This is a genomic window from Pseudomonas sp. GL-B-12 (genome assembly GCF_019955895.1).
In the GTDB taxonomy this organism is placed as follows: Bacteria; Pseudomonadota; Gammaproteobacteria; order Pseudomonadales; family Pseudomonadaceae; genus Aquipseudomonas.
Map to the genome: position 1 here is coordinate 16,668 of NZ_JAHBCX010000002.1, position 16,380 is coordinate 33,047.

Consider the following 16,380-nt stretch of genomic DNA (forward strand, 5'->3'; position numbering starts at 1 on the left):
CGCAGGGTTTTGCGCGCACTCAGCTTATGCCTTGTTGAAAAGGCTTTCTTCGGCCTGCACCAAAGCAAAGCGTGGCACCTGTTCGCCGTCAACTTCGACGGACTCCAGGAACATGCTCAAGGGACGCACCCAAAAGCCGTAATCGCCATACAGGGCTTGATAGAAGACCACTTCTTCTTCGGTTTCCGAATGCCGCGCAACACTGAATACGCGGTACTGCGGACCTTTGTAATGCTGGTAGAGCCCAGGTTGTATCGGCATGCTTTGGCCCTCACTGAAATGTTTTCAAAATAAAAACAAAAATAAATCCGGAAAAACAAAAACCGGGGCACTTGGCCCCGGCTTCCATCAACGAGACGCTTAAACGCGTTCGAAGACGGTGGAGATGCCTTGGCCGAGACCAATGCACATGGTGGCTACCCCGAAGGTACCGCCATTCTGCTTCATCACATTGAGCAAAGTGCCGGAGATACGCGCACCAGAGCAACCGAACGGGTGGCCCAGGGCGATCGCGCCGCCGTGCAGGTTAACCTTCTCGTTCATCTTGTCGAGCACTTTCAGATCTTTCAGCACTGGCAGGGCCTGTGCGGCGAAAGCTTCGTTGAGCTCGAAGAAGTCGATGTCGGAGATGCCCAGACCCGCGCGCTTCAGTGCTTTTTGTGTGGCCGGTACTGGACCATAGCCCATGATTGCCGGATCCACACCTGCCACCGCCATCGAGCGAATCACCGCCAGAGGCTGAATGCCCAGGTCCTGTGCACGCTGCGCCGACATCACGATCATGCACGAGGCACCATCGGTGATCTGCGACGAGGTACCGGCTGTCACGGTGCCGCCCTTTGGATTGAACGCTGGCTTGAGAGCCGCCAGGCTTTCCAGGGTGGTTTCCGGACGAATGGTTTCGTCGTAGTCGAAGGTTTTCAGGAAACCGTTCTCGTCGTAGCCCTGCATCGGGATGATTTCGTCTTTGAACTTGCCTTCCACGGTCGCCTTGTGGGCGAGTTGGTGGGAGCGCACGCCGAAAGCGTCCTGTTGCTCGCGAGTGATGCCGTGCATCTTGCCCAGCATTTCCGCGGTCAGGCCCATCATGCCCGAGGCTTTCGCCGCGTACAGCGACATGTGCGGGTTCGGATCGACACCGTGCATCATGCTCACATGGCCCATATGCTCGACGCCACCAACCACGAAAACGTCACCGTTGCCGGTCATGATCGCTTGCGCAGCAGTGTGCAGAGCGCTCATGGACGAGCCACACAGGCGGCTGACGGTCTGGCCGGCCGAAGTGTGCGGGATCTGGGTCATCAGCGACGCCATGCGCGCGATGTTCCAGCCCTGCTCCAGGGTCTGGTTCACACAACCCCAGATCACGTCTTCGACTTCGTTCGGGTCGACCTTGACGTTACGTTCCAGCAGTTTGCTGATCAGGTGCGCCGACATGTCTTCGGCGCGGGTGTTGCGGTGCATGCCGCCCTTGGAGCGGCCCATCGGAGTACGACCGAAGTCGACAATCACGACGTCTCTAGGATTCAAGCTCATAAGTTCACTCTCACTCTAGTTGGGGGCGCTTAACCGAAGAAGCTCTGGCCGTTCTTGGCCATTTCGCGCAGCTTCGCGGTCGGGTGGTACAGCGCGCCCAAATCAGCGTACTGGTCAGCCAGGGCAACGAACTCTGCCACACCGAGCGAGTCGATGTAACGCAGTGCACCGCCACGGAATGGAGGGAAACCAATACCGTAGACCAGACCCATGTCGGCTTCGGCAGCGGTTTCGACGATGCTGTCTTCCAGGCAACGCACGGTTTCCAGGCACAGCGGGATCATCATCCAGTTGATGATGTCTTCGTCGGTGACTTCGCGCTGCTCGTAAACGATCGGCTTGAGCACTTCCAGTACCGAAGGATCGACCACTTTTTTCTGCTTGCCGCGCTTGTCGGTCTCGTAGGCGTAGAAGCCCTTGCCGTTCTTCTGGCCCAGGCGCTTGGCTTCATAGAGCACGTCGACGGCCGAGCGACGGTCGTCCTTCATGCGGTCCGGGAAGCCTTCAGCCATCACGTCACGACCGTGGTGACCGGTGTCGATGCCGACCACGTCCATCAGGTAGGCCGGGCCCATCGGCCAGCCGAATTTTTCCATGATCTTGTCGATACGGACGAAGTCCACACCGGCGCTGACCAGCTTGGCGAAACCGCCGAAGTACGGGAACAGGACGCGGTTGACCAGGAAGCCCGGGCAGTCGTTGACGACGATCGGGTTCTTGCCCATTTTCTTGGCGTAGGCAACGGTAGTCGCTACGGCCAGTTCGCTGGACTTCTCGCCACGGATCACTTCAACCAGCGGCATCATGTGCACCGGGTTGAAGAAGTGCATGCCGACGAAGTTTTCCGGACGCTTGAGGGCTTTGGCCAGCAAGGTGATGGAAATGGTCGAGGTGTTGGACGCCAGGATGGTGTCCTCCTTGACCTGGTCTTCAACTTCAGCCAGTACCGCTTGCTTGACCTTCGGGTTCTCGACGACCGCTTCCACCACCAGGTCCACGTGACCGAAATCACCGTAGGACAGGGTTGGACGAATGCCGTTGAGCACTTCAGCCATTTTCGCGGCGGTCATGCGACCTTTATCAACGCGGCCAACCAGCAGTTTGGCGGCTTCGGCCAGACCCTGCTCGATACCGTGCTCGTTGATGTCCTTCATCAGGATCGGCGTGCCTTTGGAAGCCGACTGATAGGCGATACCGCCACCCATGATGCCGGCGCCCAGTACGGCGGCCTGCTTCACGTCCTTGGCGATTTCGTCGTAGGCCTTGGCCTTTTTCTTCAGTTCCTGATCGTTCAGGAACAAGCCGATCAAGCTCTGCGCAGCAGAGGTCTTGGCCAGCTTGACGAAACCGGCAGCTTCAATTTCCAGCGCCTTGTCGCGACCGAAGTTCGCAGCTTTCTGGATGGTCTTGATCGCTTCAACCGGCGCCGGGTAGTTCGGGCCAGCCTGGCCGGCCACGAAACCCTTGGCGGTTTCGAAAGCCATCATTTGTTCGATGGCGTTCAGCTTGAGCTTTTCCAGCTTCGGCTGGCGCTTGGCCTTGAAGTCGAACTCGCCAGAGATGGCGCGCTTGATCAGTTCCAGCGCGGCATCCTGCAGCTGCTCAGGAGCAACCACTGCGTCGACGGCGCCGACTTTCAGCGCATCTTCAGGACGGTTTTCCTTGCCGGCGGCAATCCACTCGATGGCGTTGTCGGCACCGATCAGGCGCGGCAGGCGCACAGTACCGCCGAAGCCCGGGTAGATGCCCAGCTTGACTTCCGGCAGACCGATCTTGGCATTGGTGGACATGACGCGGTAGTCCGCCGCCAGGCACATTTCCAGACCGCCACCCAACGCGATGCCGTTGATCGCGGCTACGGTCGGGACGTTGAGGTCTTCGAAATCGCTGAAAATCTTGTTGGCTTCGAGGTTGCCAGCAACAAGTTCTGCATCCGGCAGCTTGAAGTTGTCGACAAATTCGGTGATGTCGGCGCCGACGATGAATACGTCCTTGCCACTGCTGACGATCACGCCCTTGATCGAAGCATCTGCCTTGATGGTGTCTACAGCCTGACGCAGTTCGTTCAGGGTTAGACGGTTGAACTTGTTGACGGACTCACCCTTGAGGTCGAACTTGAGTTCGACGATGCCACTTTCAAGAGCCTTAACCGTGATGGCTTTACCTTCGTAAATCATCAACTGATCTCCACGATATGGAAGCTGAACAGTACACGTCGGACGCAGGCGAATGGCTTGGCAGGGACGTTGATCGTCAATGCTACGCCCATTCCCCCGGCACACCCGCCAACGCGATAGTCGGGATTCTGTAGGAGCGGTCTGAAATACAAACGCTCAATTCATACGCCCGTTTGATTTGGGTACGTCACCTTCACGGAATTTCCGACAATTGTCAATCGCCTGAAAAACGGGTTGAAACGCGACTTTCCGGTCATTTCCGTACTGCGAAGACCTTAAACACGCCGAAGCATGCAAGGTCATTCATAGAATCAATTGTTAGAAAAGTCGCCCTAATTCGCTGCAGCCCGTGTTTAACAAGCTACGCTGGCGGAACCGAGGGAAAAAGTTGAACGCTTTGGCGAATGCCCAGCGTAAGATCAGCCCACACCATTTTACCGGCCTGCCTGGCCAACCCCGCCCGATGATTTTGTCGGGCTTTTTATTGCCTGATGATTCCTGTAGGAGCGAGCTTGCTCGCGATGAACGTCAACGATGACGCTGTTAGCCTGACACCCCGCGGAGCCCTCAGGTTTATCGCGAGCAATCGAGCGTCGACCGGCTGCTCCTACAGAGGGTGGGGTGTCAGGCGAGTGCCTTGAGGGTGGCATCGATCTGTTGCAACACCTCGGCCTCGCCCTTCTCGCCCCAATACAAGGCGATTATTTGCTTGTCAGCCTCGACCTTGAAGACATTGCCCGGCAATTTTTCGAAATGATCGAGCAGCGCCCGATCTTCACAGATTTCCTGCCATTGATTGACCCAGACACCCGGTGATTTTTGCCAGTAACTCCAGCACGCCGGCTGACTGCCACGCCGCGGGCGATGGTACTGGGCGCAGGGGCTCGGCGGCTCCTGGCTGAGCCAGTGCGGCCATTCCTGAGGTGCCAATTGCATGGCCAGGCCAATGCGCCGGGCCTCCATCCGCAAGGCTATGCGCCCGCTCTGAACTCGCGACGGTCGCAACCATGCCAGCGGACTCAGCACCACCAGCAGGATTGACACCACTATCCAGACCGTCATATCTGTACTCCCGAATTTGAATGAGCCCATTGTGTCACTTTGGAACCAATGCGCTTGAAACCAGCCATACTTACCAATATTGCATCCCTCAGGAGGAGCACCTCATGCCCTACAACCATATTCTGGTCGCTGTAGATCTGACCGAAGAGTGCGACCCTGTGATTCACCGCGCTCGCGAACTGTCGGTGAGCAACGGCGCGAAATTGTCGCTGGTGCACATTGTCGAGCCGATGGCCATGGCCTTCGGCGGCGACGTGCCAATGGACCTGTCACAACTGCAACAACAGCAGTTCGATCAGGCCAAGGAGCGCCTTGAACGCCTGAAGCACAAATACTCAGAGCTTGAGAGCTCCAATTGCCACCTCACCTACGGCCAGCCACGCCAGGAAATCCATCACTTCGCCAAGGAACAGCAATGCGATCTGATCGTGGTGGGCAGCCATGGCCGGCACGGCCTGGCACTGCTGCTGGGCTCCACCGCCAATGACGTGCTGCATGGCGCGCCTTGCGATGTGCTTGCGGTGCGCCTGCAAACCAAAAGCTGACAACACAAATCATTGTGGGAGCGGGCTTGCTCGCGAAAGCGGTGTGACAGTCGACCCATTCGTTGAACGTTAAACCGCCTTCGCGAGCAAGCCCGCTCCCACATTGGATCTACAGCAATCCGCAGATTGTGTTGCATATGAAAAGCCCGGCGCTCATCACTGAACGCCGGGCTTTTTTTGTTACCGGATCAATCAGGCATCCAGCTCGGCCCAACGCTCGACCATGATGTCGAGTTCAGCCTGCAACTGCTCCAGCTGAGCAATCACCGCAGCGGTTTCCGCAGCTGGACGCTGATAGAAGCCGGCATCGGCCATCTGTGCCTCAACGGCGGCAATCTGCTGTTCCATGGCTTCGATCTGCCCCGGCAACGCTTCCAGCTCGCGCTGCAACTTGTAGCTGAGCTTTTTCTTCGCCACTGGCGCTTCGACGACTGCCGCAACCGGCGCAGGTTCAGCCTTGACAACCGCGGAGTTCAGGTCGGCCTTGCCGGACTTGCTCTCGGTCACGCCCAGCAGGCGCGGCGAGCCGCCCTGACGCAGCCAATCCTGATAGCCACCGACGTACTCGCGAACCTTGCCTTCACCTTCGAAGACCAGGGTGCTGGTGACCACGTTGTCGAGGAATGCCCGGTCGTGGCTGACCATCAATACGGTGCCGTTGAAGGTCAGCAAAACCTCTTCGAGCAATTCGAGGGTTTCGACGTCGAGGTCGTTGGTCGGTTCGTCGAGTACCAGCAGGTTCGCCGGCTTGCTGAACAGCTTGGCCAGCAACAGACGGGCACGCTCACCACCGGATAGCGCCTTGACCGGCGTGCGGGCACGCTGCGGGCTGAACAGGAAGTCGCCGAGGTAGCTCAGCACGTGGCGGCTCTGGCCGTCGATATCGATGAAGTCGCGACCTTCGGCCACGTTGTCGATCACGGTTTTTTCCAGGTCCAGCTGATGGCGCAACTGGTCGAAGTAGGCGACATCGATCCTGGTGCCCTCTTCCACTTTGCCGCTGGTCGGTTGCAGGCCGCTGAGCATCAGCTTCAGCAACGTGGTCTTGCCGGTACCGTTGGCGCCGAGCAGACCGATACGGTCGCCGCGCTGCAGCACCATGGAGAAATCCTTGATCAGGAACGGGCCGCCCGGGTGAGCGAAGCTCACATTCTCGAGCACCATGACCTGCTTGCCGGACTTGTCAGCGGTATCCAGCTGAATGTTGGCCTTGCCGGTACGCTCACGACGCTCGCTGCGCTCGACGCGCAAGGCTTTCAGTGCACGGACACGACCTTCGTTACGGGTACGACGGGCCTTGATGCCCTGGCGAATCCATACTTCTTCCTGGGCCAGGCGTTTGTCGAACAGCGCGTTAGCAGTGGCTTCGGCAGCGAGTTCAGCTTCCTTGTGCACCAGGAAACTGGCGTAGTCGCCATTCCAGTCGATCAGGCCGCCGCGATCCAGTTCGAGGATGCGGGTTGCCAGGTTCTGCAGGAAAGAACGGTCGTGCGTGATGAACAGCACGGCACCCTGGAAATCCTTCAGCGCTTCTTCAAGCCAGGCGATGGCACCGATGTCCAGGTGGTTGGTCGGTTCGTCGAGCAGCAGCAGGTCCGGCTCGGACACCAGGGCCTGGGCCAGCAAGACGCGACGACGCCAGCCGCCGGACAACTCGGCGAGGGTCTTGTCGGCCGGCAGTTGCAGGCGGCTCAAGGTGCTGTCGACGAGGGTCTGCAAGCGCCAGCCATCGCGGGCTTCGAGGTCGTGCTGGACGTGCATCAGCTTGTCCAGATCGGCGTCGGTGACGATGTTCTGGCTCAGGTGGTGATATTCGGCGAGCAAGGCGCCAACGCCGTCCAGGCCTTCGGCCACCACGTCGAATACTGTCCGCTCGTCGGCCACCGGCAATTCTTGCGGCAATTCGCCAATCTTGAGCCCTGGTGCGCGCCAAACGGAGCCGTCATCGGGCTTCTGGTCGCCCTTGACGAGCTTCATCATGCTGGACTTGCCAGTGCCATTGCGGCCGATGATGCACACCCGCTCACCACGGGCGATCTGCCAGGACACCTTGTCCAACAACGGCATAGCGCCGAAAGCAAGGGACACATCGCTGAATTTGAGCAGGGTCATGAGCTTCTCCAAAAACCGGGCGCGCATTCTACCTGACTTGAGCCTTCAGAAGGCCGGCAATTTCACTCTCGTAGCACTCTGCATGACAAATGTTGCGAACTGACGCGGGAAGACCCGCAAAGCTTTCACCGGCTGCTGGCAAAAGGCTAAGCTACAGACAATTCAGCGCGGGCCTGGCCCGCGCTTGTCATGATTTTTCTCTGCCCGGACGTCTCATGCGCAGTCGCCTTTTCAATCTTTTATCTGCTTTTTTACTGTCTGCCGCTGCCGTCCAATCCGCCCAGGCGGTGGACCTGTCCACCCAACGCCAGTATTACGATGAAGCCAAACGCGCCTTGGCCAAGGGCGATAGCGGCCCGTATTTCCGTTACAGCCAGGCCCTCGCCGATTATCCGCTGGAACCCTACCTGGCTTACGACGAGTTGACCGCGCGGCTTAAATCCGCGAGCAACGCCGAAATCGAGAAGTTCCTCGCCGAACACGGCGACCTGCCCCAAGCCAACTGGATGAAACTACGCTGGTTACGCTGGCTGGCGGACCGGGGCGACTGGGCGACCTTCGTCAAGTACTACGACCCGAAAATGAACTTTACCGAACTGGACTGCCTGAACGCGCAGTACCAGATCAGCCACAACCTCAAAGCCGAAGGTTATGCCAACGCTGAAAAGCTCTGGTTGACCGGGAAATCCCAGCCCGACGCCTGCGATGCCTTGTTCGGCATGTGGGCCGCCGATGGCCAGTTGACCGAGCAAAAACGCTGGGAACGCGCCAAACTCGCCGCCCAGGCGCGCAACTATCCGCTGGCCAACAGCCTGGTCAACGGCATGACCACCCTCGCCCCTCGCGGTCGCTTGCTGGTGGACGTGGCACAGAAACCGGAACTGCTCAACCAGCCATCACGCTTCACCCCGGCCGATGAAGCCATGTCCGACGTGGTCAGCCTCGGCCTGCGCCGCCTGGCTCGCCAGGACCCGGACAAGGCCATGGACCTGCTCGACGGCTACGCCAGCAGCATGCATTTCTCCCGGGATGAAAAAGTGGCGATCGCCCGGGAAATCGGGCTGACCCTCGCCAAACGTTTCGACGGCCGCGCACTGGACGTCATGACCAAATACGACCCGGAACTGCGTGACAACACAGTTTCCGAATGGCGCTTGCGCCTACTCCTGCGCCTGGCGCGCTGGGAGGATGCCTACCAGTTGACCCGCCGCCTGCCCCAGGACCTGGCCACCACCAACCGCTGGCGTTACTGGCAGGCTCGTAGCCTGGAACTGGCGCAACCGCAGAATCCGGAAGCGCAGACGCTCTATAAAAGCCTGGCCCGCGAACGCGACTTCTATGGTTTCCTCGCCGCCGATCGCTCACAGTCGCCCTACTCGCTGCTCAACAAACCGCTGGTACTCAGCCAGGCCACCATCAACAAGGTGCGCAACACGCCCGGCGTGCGCCGTGCCCTGGAGCTGCACGCCCGCGGGCAGATCGTCGATGGTCGGCGCGAGTGGTACTACGTCAGCCGTCACTTCAGCCGCGACGAAATGGTCGCCCAGGCCAAACTGGCCTACGACCTGAAATGGTACTTCCCGGCGATCCGCACCATCAGTCAGGCGCAGTATTGGGATGACCTGGATATCCGCTTCCCGATGGCTCACCGCAACACCCTGGTGCGTGAAGCGAAGAATCGCGGCCTGCATCCGAGCTGGGCGTTCGCCATCACCCGCCAGGAAAGTGCGTTCATGGACGACGCCCGCTCCGGGGTCGGCGCCTCGGGCCTGATGCAACTGATGCCCGCCACCGCCAAGGAAACCGCACGCAAGTTCAGCATTCCCTATAGCTCGCCACAGCAACTGTTCGACCCGGACAAGAACATCCAGCTCGGCGCTGCGTACCTGAGCCAGGTGCACAGCCAGTTCAACGGCAACCGCGTCCTAGCCTCCGCCGCCTACAACGCCGGCCCGGGCCGCGTGCGCCAATGGCTGCGCGGTGCGGATCACTTGAGTTTTGACGTGTGGGTAGAAAGCATTCCGTTCGACGAAACCCGCCAGTACGTGCAAAACGTGCTGTCGTATTCGGTGATCTATGGCGCGAAGCTCAACTCACCGCAGCCGATCGTGGATTGGCATGAGCGGTATTTTGATGATCAATAATGTAGTGATTTAACTCGCCGACAAAAATGCCCGCATCGATTGATGCGGGCATTTTTATTGACGGGTCAAATCAGGGGCAGCCTATAGGTTTCGGGAGCGCCGACACTGCTCCGTTTTTTTGCAGATTGCTTGCCATATTCGGTCAATCGATATCGTTGGGCCGGGCTATTGGGCGAGTCGGGATGAGTCATTTCAATCAATCCTTTACCCAATGCCGGTTTCAGATAGTTAGCCCGGAAAGTCGCCTTGTGAGCCAATCCCACTTCTGCCATCAACTCGCTTACTTTGCGCGGCTCAGTCCCTTCAAGCACCAAAAGCAGCCTCGCTACTTGGTCGGTTACTTGATCGGTTACTTGGTCGGTTACTTGGTCGGTTACTGACTCGCTCCGTGACGCTTCCTTGAGCGCCACGCTCAAGGCCTGAAGCATAAACTCGACAAAAGGCGTCGACTCGGCCTTCTGGTCCGCCTCGGACAACGCTGCATAGTAGGCATCCTGTTGATCCCGGATAACAGCTTCGACGGGCAGATAAGCCAATATCGGACGCCACCGGCTAAGCATCAGCGTCTGCCAAAGACGTCCCATGCGGCCGTTGCCATCTGCGAACGGGTGAATGAACTCGAACTCGTAATGGAATACACAACTGATAATCAACGGATGCCAATCCGAGGCGTCCACCCATGCCAGCAAATCATCAATCAAATGCGCAACGCGACTTGGAGGCGGAGCCATATGAACCAATCGTTCGCCACGACAAATTCCCACGCCGTCGCGCCGGAACCGTCCGAAATCGTCGATCAGCCCATGCATTAACAGCTCATGCGCCCGAAGCAGGTCGACTCGACTGCCCGGCTGCCAGCCCGGCATCGATTCGTAGGCAGCAAAGGCATTACGCACTTCCTGGATTTCCCGAGGTAAACCCAGGACGCGCTGCCCCGACAGAACGGCGGTCACTTGTTCAATGCTGAGCGTATTGTTTTCGATTGCCAATGAAGCCTGAATCGTTCGAATTCGATTGCCGCGCCGTAACTGAGGTGTCTGACGAGAATCATCCACAGCCGAAAGCTGACCAATCTGCTCACTGATCTCTGCGATCAACGCGAGTATTTTTGTGGTCAACGTCAACGGCGGTTGATATCGGTTCATTTCCTCATCCTGGCTCGTCACTGAGACCGCCATATTGCCCGAACCTTTCGGCATTTATTCAACCTCATGACCCTTCCCGATTTTTTTGGAAAGGTGAGCTTCGTGATCATCGTCGACACCAAACTGCAACGCCGCCAACCGCGCATACAAGGCATTGCTGGCAATCAGCTCCTGATGCGTGCCCACAGCTACCAGCTTCCCCTGATCCATCACCGCGATTCGGTCGGCGTTTTTTACCGTGGCCAGGCGATGGGCGATCACCAGGGTGGTACGGTTTTTCATCAGGCTCGGCAGCGCCTGCTGGATCAGGTACTCGCTTTGGGCATCGAGGGCACTGGTGGCTTCGTCAAGGAGCAGGATCGGGGCGTCCACCAGCAACGCGCGGGCGATGGCCAGGCGTTGGCGCTGGCCGCCGGACAAGCCGAGACCACCGTCCCCCAGATGGGTCTGGTAACCATTGGGCATGGCTTCGATAAAGTCATGGGCGTAAGCGATTTTTGCCGCCTCCTGCACCTCGGCCAACGTCGCCTGCGGATTGCCATAGCGAATGTTTTCTTCAATGCTGCCGAAAAACAGCGCCGGGGTTTGCGAGACCAGGGCGAAGCAACGGCGCAGGTCCAGCGGATCGAGTTGAGTCAATGGCACGCCATCGAGCAGGATGCGTCCCTCGGCCGGGTCGTAAAAACGCAACAGCAAGTCATACACCGTGGATTTGCCGGCCCCTGATGGCCCGACCAGCGCCAGCGTCTCACCGGCATTGACGGTCAGGCTCAACCCGTCGACGGCATAACTTTCCGGCCGCGACGGGTAGGAAAAACGCACATTGTGCAGTTGCAGTTGGCCATCGACCCGCTCCGGCAGTGTCACCGCGCCTGCCACCGGCGGCAGGATGATGTTTTCCGAACGCAGCAACTCGGCAATCCGCTCGGCCGCGCCGGCTGCCCTCTGCAATTCGCCAATCACTTCGCTCAACGTGCCAAACGCGCTGCCGACGATCAGGCTGTAGAACACGAACGCTGCCAACTCGCCGGCGGAAATTCTTCCGGCGATGACGTCCATGCCGCCGACCCAGAGCATCACCCCGACCGCGCCCAATACCAGCACGATCACCAGGGTAATCAGCCAGGCCCGCTGGAAGATACGCTTGCGTGCGGTGTTGAACGCCTCTTCCACAGTCACGGCAAACCGGCGCTCGTCCTGGGCCTGATGGTTGTAGGCCTGCACGGTCTTGATCTGCCCCAGGGTTTCCGACACATAACTGCCGATATCGGCAATCCGGTCCTGACTCAGGCGTGAGAGGTTACGCACCCGGCGACCGAAGATCAGGATCGGCGCGATCACCAGGGGCAAGGCAACCACCACGATGCTGGTGAGCTTGGGGTTAGTGACAAACAACAGGACGATCCCGCCGATCACCATCAACAGATTGCGCAAGAACAACGACAACGAAGAGCCGATGACCGATTGCAGCAGCGTGGTATCGGCGGTCAGGCGGGACTGGATTTCCGAGCTGCGATTGTCTTCGTAAAACCCCGGGTGCAGGTAAATCAGATGATTGAACACGTTGCGCCGGATATCGGCGACGCAGCGTTCGCCAATCCACGACACCAGGTAAAACCGTGCAAACGTACCGATCGCCAGCCCCATCACCAGCAACATGAACAGTGTGATGGACTGATTGAGCAGATGCGGTGACTGGGTCATGAACCCCTTGTCCACCAGCAGGCGGATGCCCTGCCCCATGGACAAGGTGATGCCCGCGGTGGCGATCAACGCCAGCAAGGCGCCAAAGGCCTGCCAGCGATACGGCGCGATGAAACGACTGGCCAGGCGAACAGCACGGCGGTGACGGGCAGAGAGCATCGCAATCATCCAGGACAAAGCAGTCATTAGGGTCAGCCTACACCGCTCAATGGGGTGGCTCGCTGCAAATCACAATGAGTCAGGTTAATTATGTCCACCAACACTAGAGGCTAGACGCTATTGGTCTAAAGTTCGGGTAGCCACGTGAAGGCATTTCTGGTGGACTGGTACTGTCCCCCGGAAAGATCGCAGGGAGTTGTCATAGCCCGGTCACCTGGCGGTTCTACAGTAAGCACACAACCTGATGAGGAGACAGGCCATGTCCTTGCAACACAGCAGCGATGACAAGATTCAAGTGATCCGCACGCAACCAGACCAGTCTCTGGGTTGCTCGATTATTGACGAGCAGGGCCGCGAAGTACCGATCACTGAAAAGATGATCCAGAAAGCTTGCAGCGAACTGGAAAAGCGATTGGTCAAACCTGCCGAACAAAAGTGATATAGCCACCGTCTTCTTGACCCGGCCCTTTGTTGGCCGGGTTTTTTATGCCTGCTAATCCAATCCGGGACTGTGTCGCGCCCTTCGCGGGCAAGTCGAAGGGGCCGCCACGGTCTATCAGATTGCCGTCGCCCCCAACGCCGCGACAATCCTCTGCAACTCAGCCGAGTCACCCTCGATCCGCACCTGCAACCCGTCGATCTCACGGCGCAACGGGTATTGCTTGCGCAGCACATCGAATGCCGCACGTTGCTCGCTGACGCTGCCGACAAGGCTGCGACGGAAATCCGCATCGTCACGACGCGGGTCATACACGCCACGGCACAGCATCGCTAACGCCCAGGCCGGGTCGCTTTGCGCATTGAGGGTCACGTGCGACAGCCACGGTGCCGGCAGCAAATCGCTCAGGCTGACGCGGGCCGGTTGCCCGAGGAAATCGCAATACGCCTGATAAATCTGCGCGGTGCCCCTCTGCTTGCCATCGAGGCTGTAACCGGCAATGTGTGGCGTTGCCAGCACGCAGAGTTCGGCCAGTGCCACGTCGACTTCAGGCTCGCCTTCCCAGACATCGAGCACCGCTTGCAGGTCTTCGCGCTCCAGCAGCACATCGCGCAGGGCCGCGTTATTGACCACTGGCCCGCGACTGGCGTTGATCAGCCAGGTACCGGATCGGAGCTGGTTCAGACGTTTTTGATCGAACAAATGCCAGGTCGATTGCTGCCCCTGCTTGGTCAATGGCGTGTGCAGGCTGATGACGTCGCACTCGTCGATGATCTGCTCGAGGCTGACGTAGTCTCCACCTTCCGCAGCTTGCCGTGGCGGATCGCACACCAGCACCTTCCAGCCCAGGCCTTGCAGGACCTTGACCAGCCGTCCACCCACTTCGCCGGCACCGACCACGCCGTAGGTACGCCGGGTCAGGTCGACACCTTCGATTTCGGCCAGGGTCAGCAGACTGCCGAGCACATAGTCGACCACGCCGCGGGCATTGCAGCCCGGTGCACTGGACCAGGTGATACCGGCCTGCTGCAAGTAATCCAGGTCCAGATGATCGGTGCCGATGGTGCACGTACCGACAAAACGCACCTTGCTGCCCTCGAGCAGCGCACGATTGACGTTGGTCACCGAACGCACCAACAGCACATCGGCCTGCTCGACCGTGGCACGGTCGATGGCGCGACCCGGTACCCGGCGGATTTCACCGAAACCTTCGAAGAAGGCATCGAGCAGGGGGATATTTTCGTCGGCAACAATCAGCATGGCAGGCTCCTTTGGCGGATCGGCAGTGTAGGCGTAGATGCGGGTGGTGGGCCAGCGGGCATTGTTCACCCGGACCTGAAGTACACCAGTTACCGTGTGGGAGCGAGCCCGCTCGCGAAGAGGGGGTGTCAGGCAACATCAATGGCGGCTGACAGGCCGCTATCGCGAGCAAGCCCGCTCCCACAGGTTTTTGATTACAAATCGGTAACATGGGTCTTTTCCTGACTGGCGCGTCAACGCGTAGAATGCGCGCCTGTGCATCAATACCTTTTTGGACGTTTCGCCATTGAATCCTGTAATTGAGAATACCGCCGCCATTGCTCCGGCGCGGACGACGCCCGTTCGCCTGGAACTCAAAGGCCTGCTCGGCCTGGCCCTGCCGATCATGATCGCGCAACTGGCCACCACGGCCATGGGCTTCGTCGATGCGGTGATGGCCGGCCGTGTAAGCCCGCGAGACCTGGCCTCGGTGGCCCTGGGCAATTCGATCTGGATTCCGGTCTACCTGTTGATGTCCGGCGTCCTTTTGGCCACCACACCCAAGGTCGCGCAACGCTTTGGCGCCGGGCAGTTTGACGAAATCGGCCCACTGGTGCGCCAGGCGCTGTGGCTGGCACTGTGTGTCGGGTTGATCGGCAGCGGCCTGCTGCTCGGCGCCGAGCCGATCCTGCACTGGATGAAAGTCGATCCGCAATTGATCGAGCCGAGCATGGGTTACCTGCACGGGATCGCCTTCGGCTTGCCGGGCATGGCGTTTTATTACGTGTTGCGCTGCTACAGCGATGGCATGGGTCGTACCCGTCCGAGCATGGTCATTGGCTTGTGCGGGCTACTGCTGAACATCCCCCTGAACTACACGTTGATCTATGGCCATTTCGGCGCGCCGGCTCTGGGCGGCGTCGGGTGCGGCTGGGCCAGCGGCATTGTGATGTGGTTCATGGCGTTGAGCATGGCCGGCTGGACCTTCTGGGCGCCGTTCTATGCCCGCACCCGTGTGCTGGTGCGCTTCGATCGCCCGAAATGGGCCGTGATCAAGCGCCTGGTCAGCATCGGCCTGCCGATCGGTATCGCCGTGTTCGCCGAGTCCAGCATCTTCGCGGTCATCGCCCTGTTGATCGGCAGTCTCGGCTCCACCGTGGTGGCCGGGCATCAAATCGCCCTGAATATCAGCTCGCTGTTGTTCATGATCCCGTATTCCCTGGGCATGGCGGTGACCGTGCGCGTCGGTCAGGCACTGGGGGGCGGCAATCCTTGGCAGGCGCGCTTCGCGGCGAAGGTCGGGCTCGGTGCGGCACTGGTGTTCGCGGCGTTCTCGGCGAGCCTGATCCTGCTCCTGCGCGAACCTATCGCCTCGATCTACACGCCTGACAAGGCCGTGATCCAGATTGCGTCGATGTTGATTGTCTATGCCGCGCTGTACCAGTTTTCCGATGCCATCCAGGTGATCTGCGCGGGCGCGCTGCGTGGATACCAGGACACCCGGGTAACGATGATCCTGACTTTGTTCGCCTATTGGGGCATCGGCCTGCCGGTCGGCTACGTGCTGGGACTGACCGATTGGTTCGGTCCGGCCAGCGGCCCGAGCGGGCTATGGGAAGGGTTGATTGCCGGCTTGAGCTGCGCGGCGCTGATGCTGTCGATCCGCCTGACGCTCAGTGCGCGCAGGCGAATTCGTAACAGCCGCTCGGCGGGTTGACTGCACAAACAAAAAGACCTGCTTCTGCAGGTCTTTTTTTGGCTACCGTTAAACGGACTTCTTGCGAATCCAGTAGAGGTAGGTGCCCTCATCTTCGTGCTGCGCCACCAGTTCATGGTCGAGAAACACGCAGAACTTGGGAATGTCGCGACGGGTCGACGGGTCAGTGGCGATCACCTTGAGCAGGCCGCCGGGCACCAGGTCACGGATGTGCTGGTGCAGCATCATCACCGGCTCGGGGCAGTTGAGGCCGGTGGCGTCGAGGGTGCCGTCTACCGGCGTATCAAGCATTTCACTCATGATTCACTCCTGAAACTGGCCGGCATTGTCGCGCATTGCCGGGTGTTCAGTCACCTGTGGCATTACGCCGCCCTTGTGGGATTACCACTGACCTGTGGGAG

The 16,380-nt window shown here is 59.4% G+C and carries 13 protein-coding genes; 4 read left to right on the forward strand and 9 right to left on the reverse strand.

Annotated elements, in window-relative coordinates; all coding sequences use genetic code 11:
- Window positions 1-24 precede the first annotated feature (24 nt).
- The 4 genes from KGA85_RS00805 to KGA85_RS00820 all read right to left on the reverse strand — a co-directional run bounded on the left by KGA85_RS00805 (window position 25) and on the right by KGA85_RS00820 (window position 4,775).
- The gene (locus KGA85_RS00805) at window positions 25-261 is read right to left on the reverse strand and encodes a DUF1653 domain-containing protein (RefSeq protein WP_046041390.1); all 237 of its coding nucleotides are present in this window, start codon (window positions 259-261) and stop codon (window positions 25-27) included.
- A 99-nt stretch (window positions 262-360) separates the two neighbouring features.
- Entirely contained in the window at window positions 361-1,536 is a 1,176-nt protein-coding gene (gene fadA / locus KGA85_RS00810) for an acetyl-CoA C-acyltransferase FadA (RefSeq protein WP_008023006.1), read from the reverse strand.
- 29 nt (window positions 1,537-1,565) lie between these two features.
- Window positions 1,566-3,713, reverse strand: a complete 2,148-nt coding sequence (gene fadB, locus KGA85_RS00815) for a fatty acid oxidation complex subunit alpha FadB (protein ID WP_223454488.1) — start codon at window positions 3,711-3,713, stop codon at window positions 1,566-1,568.
- A gap of 624 nt (window positions 3,714-4,337) precedes the next feature.
- Window positions 4,338-4,775, reverse strand: coding sequence for a hypothetical protein (locus KGA85_RS00820; RefSeq protein WP_223542837.1), 438 nt, complete (start codon window positions 4,773-4,775; stop codon window positions 4,338-4,340).
- 104 nt (window positions 4,776-4,879) lie between these two features.
- On the opposite strand from KGA85_RS00820, the gene KGA85_RS00825 reads away from it, so the two are divergent.
- Window positions 4,880-5,320 (forward strand): universal stress protein, encoded by a 441-nt coding sequence (locus KGA85_RS00825; protein ID WP_223454491.1) that lies wholly within the window; start codon window positions 4,880-4,882, stop codon window positions 5,318-5,320.
- A 192-nt stretch (window positions 5,321-5,512) separates the two neighbouring features.
- Here KGA85_RS00825 and KGA85_RS00830 read toward each other — a convergent pair whose 3' ends face one another.
- The gene (locus KGA85_RS00830) at window positions 5,513-7,432 is read right to left on the reverse strand and encodes an ATP-binding cassette domain-containing protein (RefSeq protein ID WP_223454493.1); all 1,920 of its coding nucleotides are present in this window, start codon (window positions 7,430-7,432) and stop codon (window positions 5,513-5,515) included.
- A 215-nt stretch (window positions 7,433-7,647) separates the two neighbouring features.
- Here KGA85_RS00830 and KGA85_RS00835 point away from each other — a divergent pair, with 215 nt between their 5' ends.
- Window positions 7,648-9,576 (forward strand): transglycosylase SLT domain-containing protein, encoded by a 1,929-nt coding sequence (locus KGA85_RS00835; protein ID WP_223454495.1) that lies wholly within the window; start codon window positions 7,648-7,650, stop codon window positions 9,574-9,576.
- Window positions 9,577-9,641: 65 nt separating this feature from the next.
- On the opposite strand, the gene KGA85_RS00840 is transcribed toward KGA85_RS00835, so the two are convergent.
- Together KGA85_RS00840 and KGA85_RS00845 are read right to left on the reverse strand one after the other, a co-directional pair.
- Window positions 9,642-10,721 (reverse strand): Fic family protein, encoded by a 1,080-nt coding sequence (locus tag KGA85_RS00840; protein WP_223542852.1) that lies wholly within the window; start codon window positions 10,719-10,721, stop codon window positions 9,642-9,644.
- A 54-nt stretch (window positions 10,722-10,775) separates the two neighbouring features.
- The gene (locus KGA85_RS00845; protein WP_223532601.1) at window positions 10,776-12,593 is read right to left on the reverse strand and encodes an ABC transporter transmembrane domain-containing protein; all 1,818 of its coding nucleotides are present in this window, start codon (window positions 12,591-12,593) and stop codon (window positions 10,776-10,778) included.
- A gap of 250 nt (window positions 12,594-12,843) precedes the next feature.
- Between KGA85_RS00845 and KGA85_RS00850 the strand changes: the two genes are divergently transcribed.
- A complete protein-coding gene (locus KGA85_RS00850; protein WP_007987263.1) occupies window positions 12,844-13,023 on the forward strand; it encodes a PA1571 family protein in 180 nt (59 codons plus the stop codon).
- 117 nt (window positions 13,024-13,140) lie between these two features.
- Here KGA85_RS00850 and pdxB read toward each other — a convergent pair whose 3' ends face one another.
- Window positions 13,141-14,283 (reverse strand): 4-phosphoerythronate dehydrogenase PdxB, encoded by a 1,143-nt coding sequence (pdxB, locus tag KGA85_RS00855; protein WP_223454498.1) that lies wholly within the window; start codon window positions 14,281-14,283, stop codon window positions 13,141-13,143.
- Between the two features lie 286 nt (window positions 14,284-14,569).
- On the opposite strand from pdxB, the gene KGA85_RS00860 reads away from it, so the two are divergent.
- Window positions 14,570-15,979 carry an MATE family efflux transporter gene (locus KGA85_RS00860; RefSeq protein ID WP_223454500.1) on the forward strand — a complete coding sequence of 470 codons (1,410 nt, stop codon included), beginning with the start codon at window positions 14,570-14,572 and terminating at the stop codon, window positions 15,977-15,979.
- 48 nt (window positions 15,980-16,027) lie between these two features.
- On the opposite strand, the gene tusA is transcribed toward KGA85_RS00860, so the two are convergent.
- The gene (gene tusA, locus KGA85_RS00865) at window positions 16,028-16,279 is read right to left on the reverse strand and encodes a sulfurtransferase TusA (protein WP_056721984.1); all 252 of its coding nucleotides are present in this window, start codon (window positions 16,277-16,279) and stop codon (window positions 16,028-16,030) included.
- Between the last annotated feature and the right edge of the window lie 101 nt (window positions 16,280-16,380).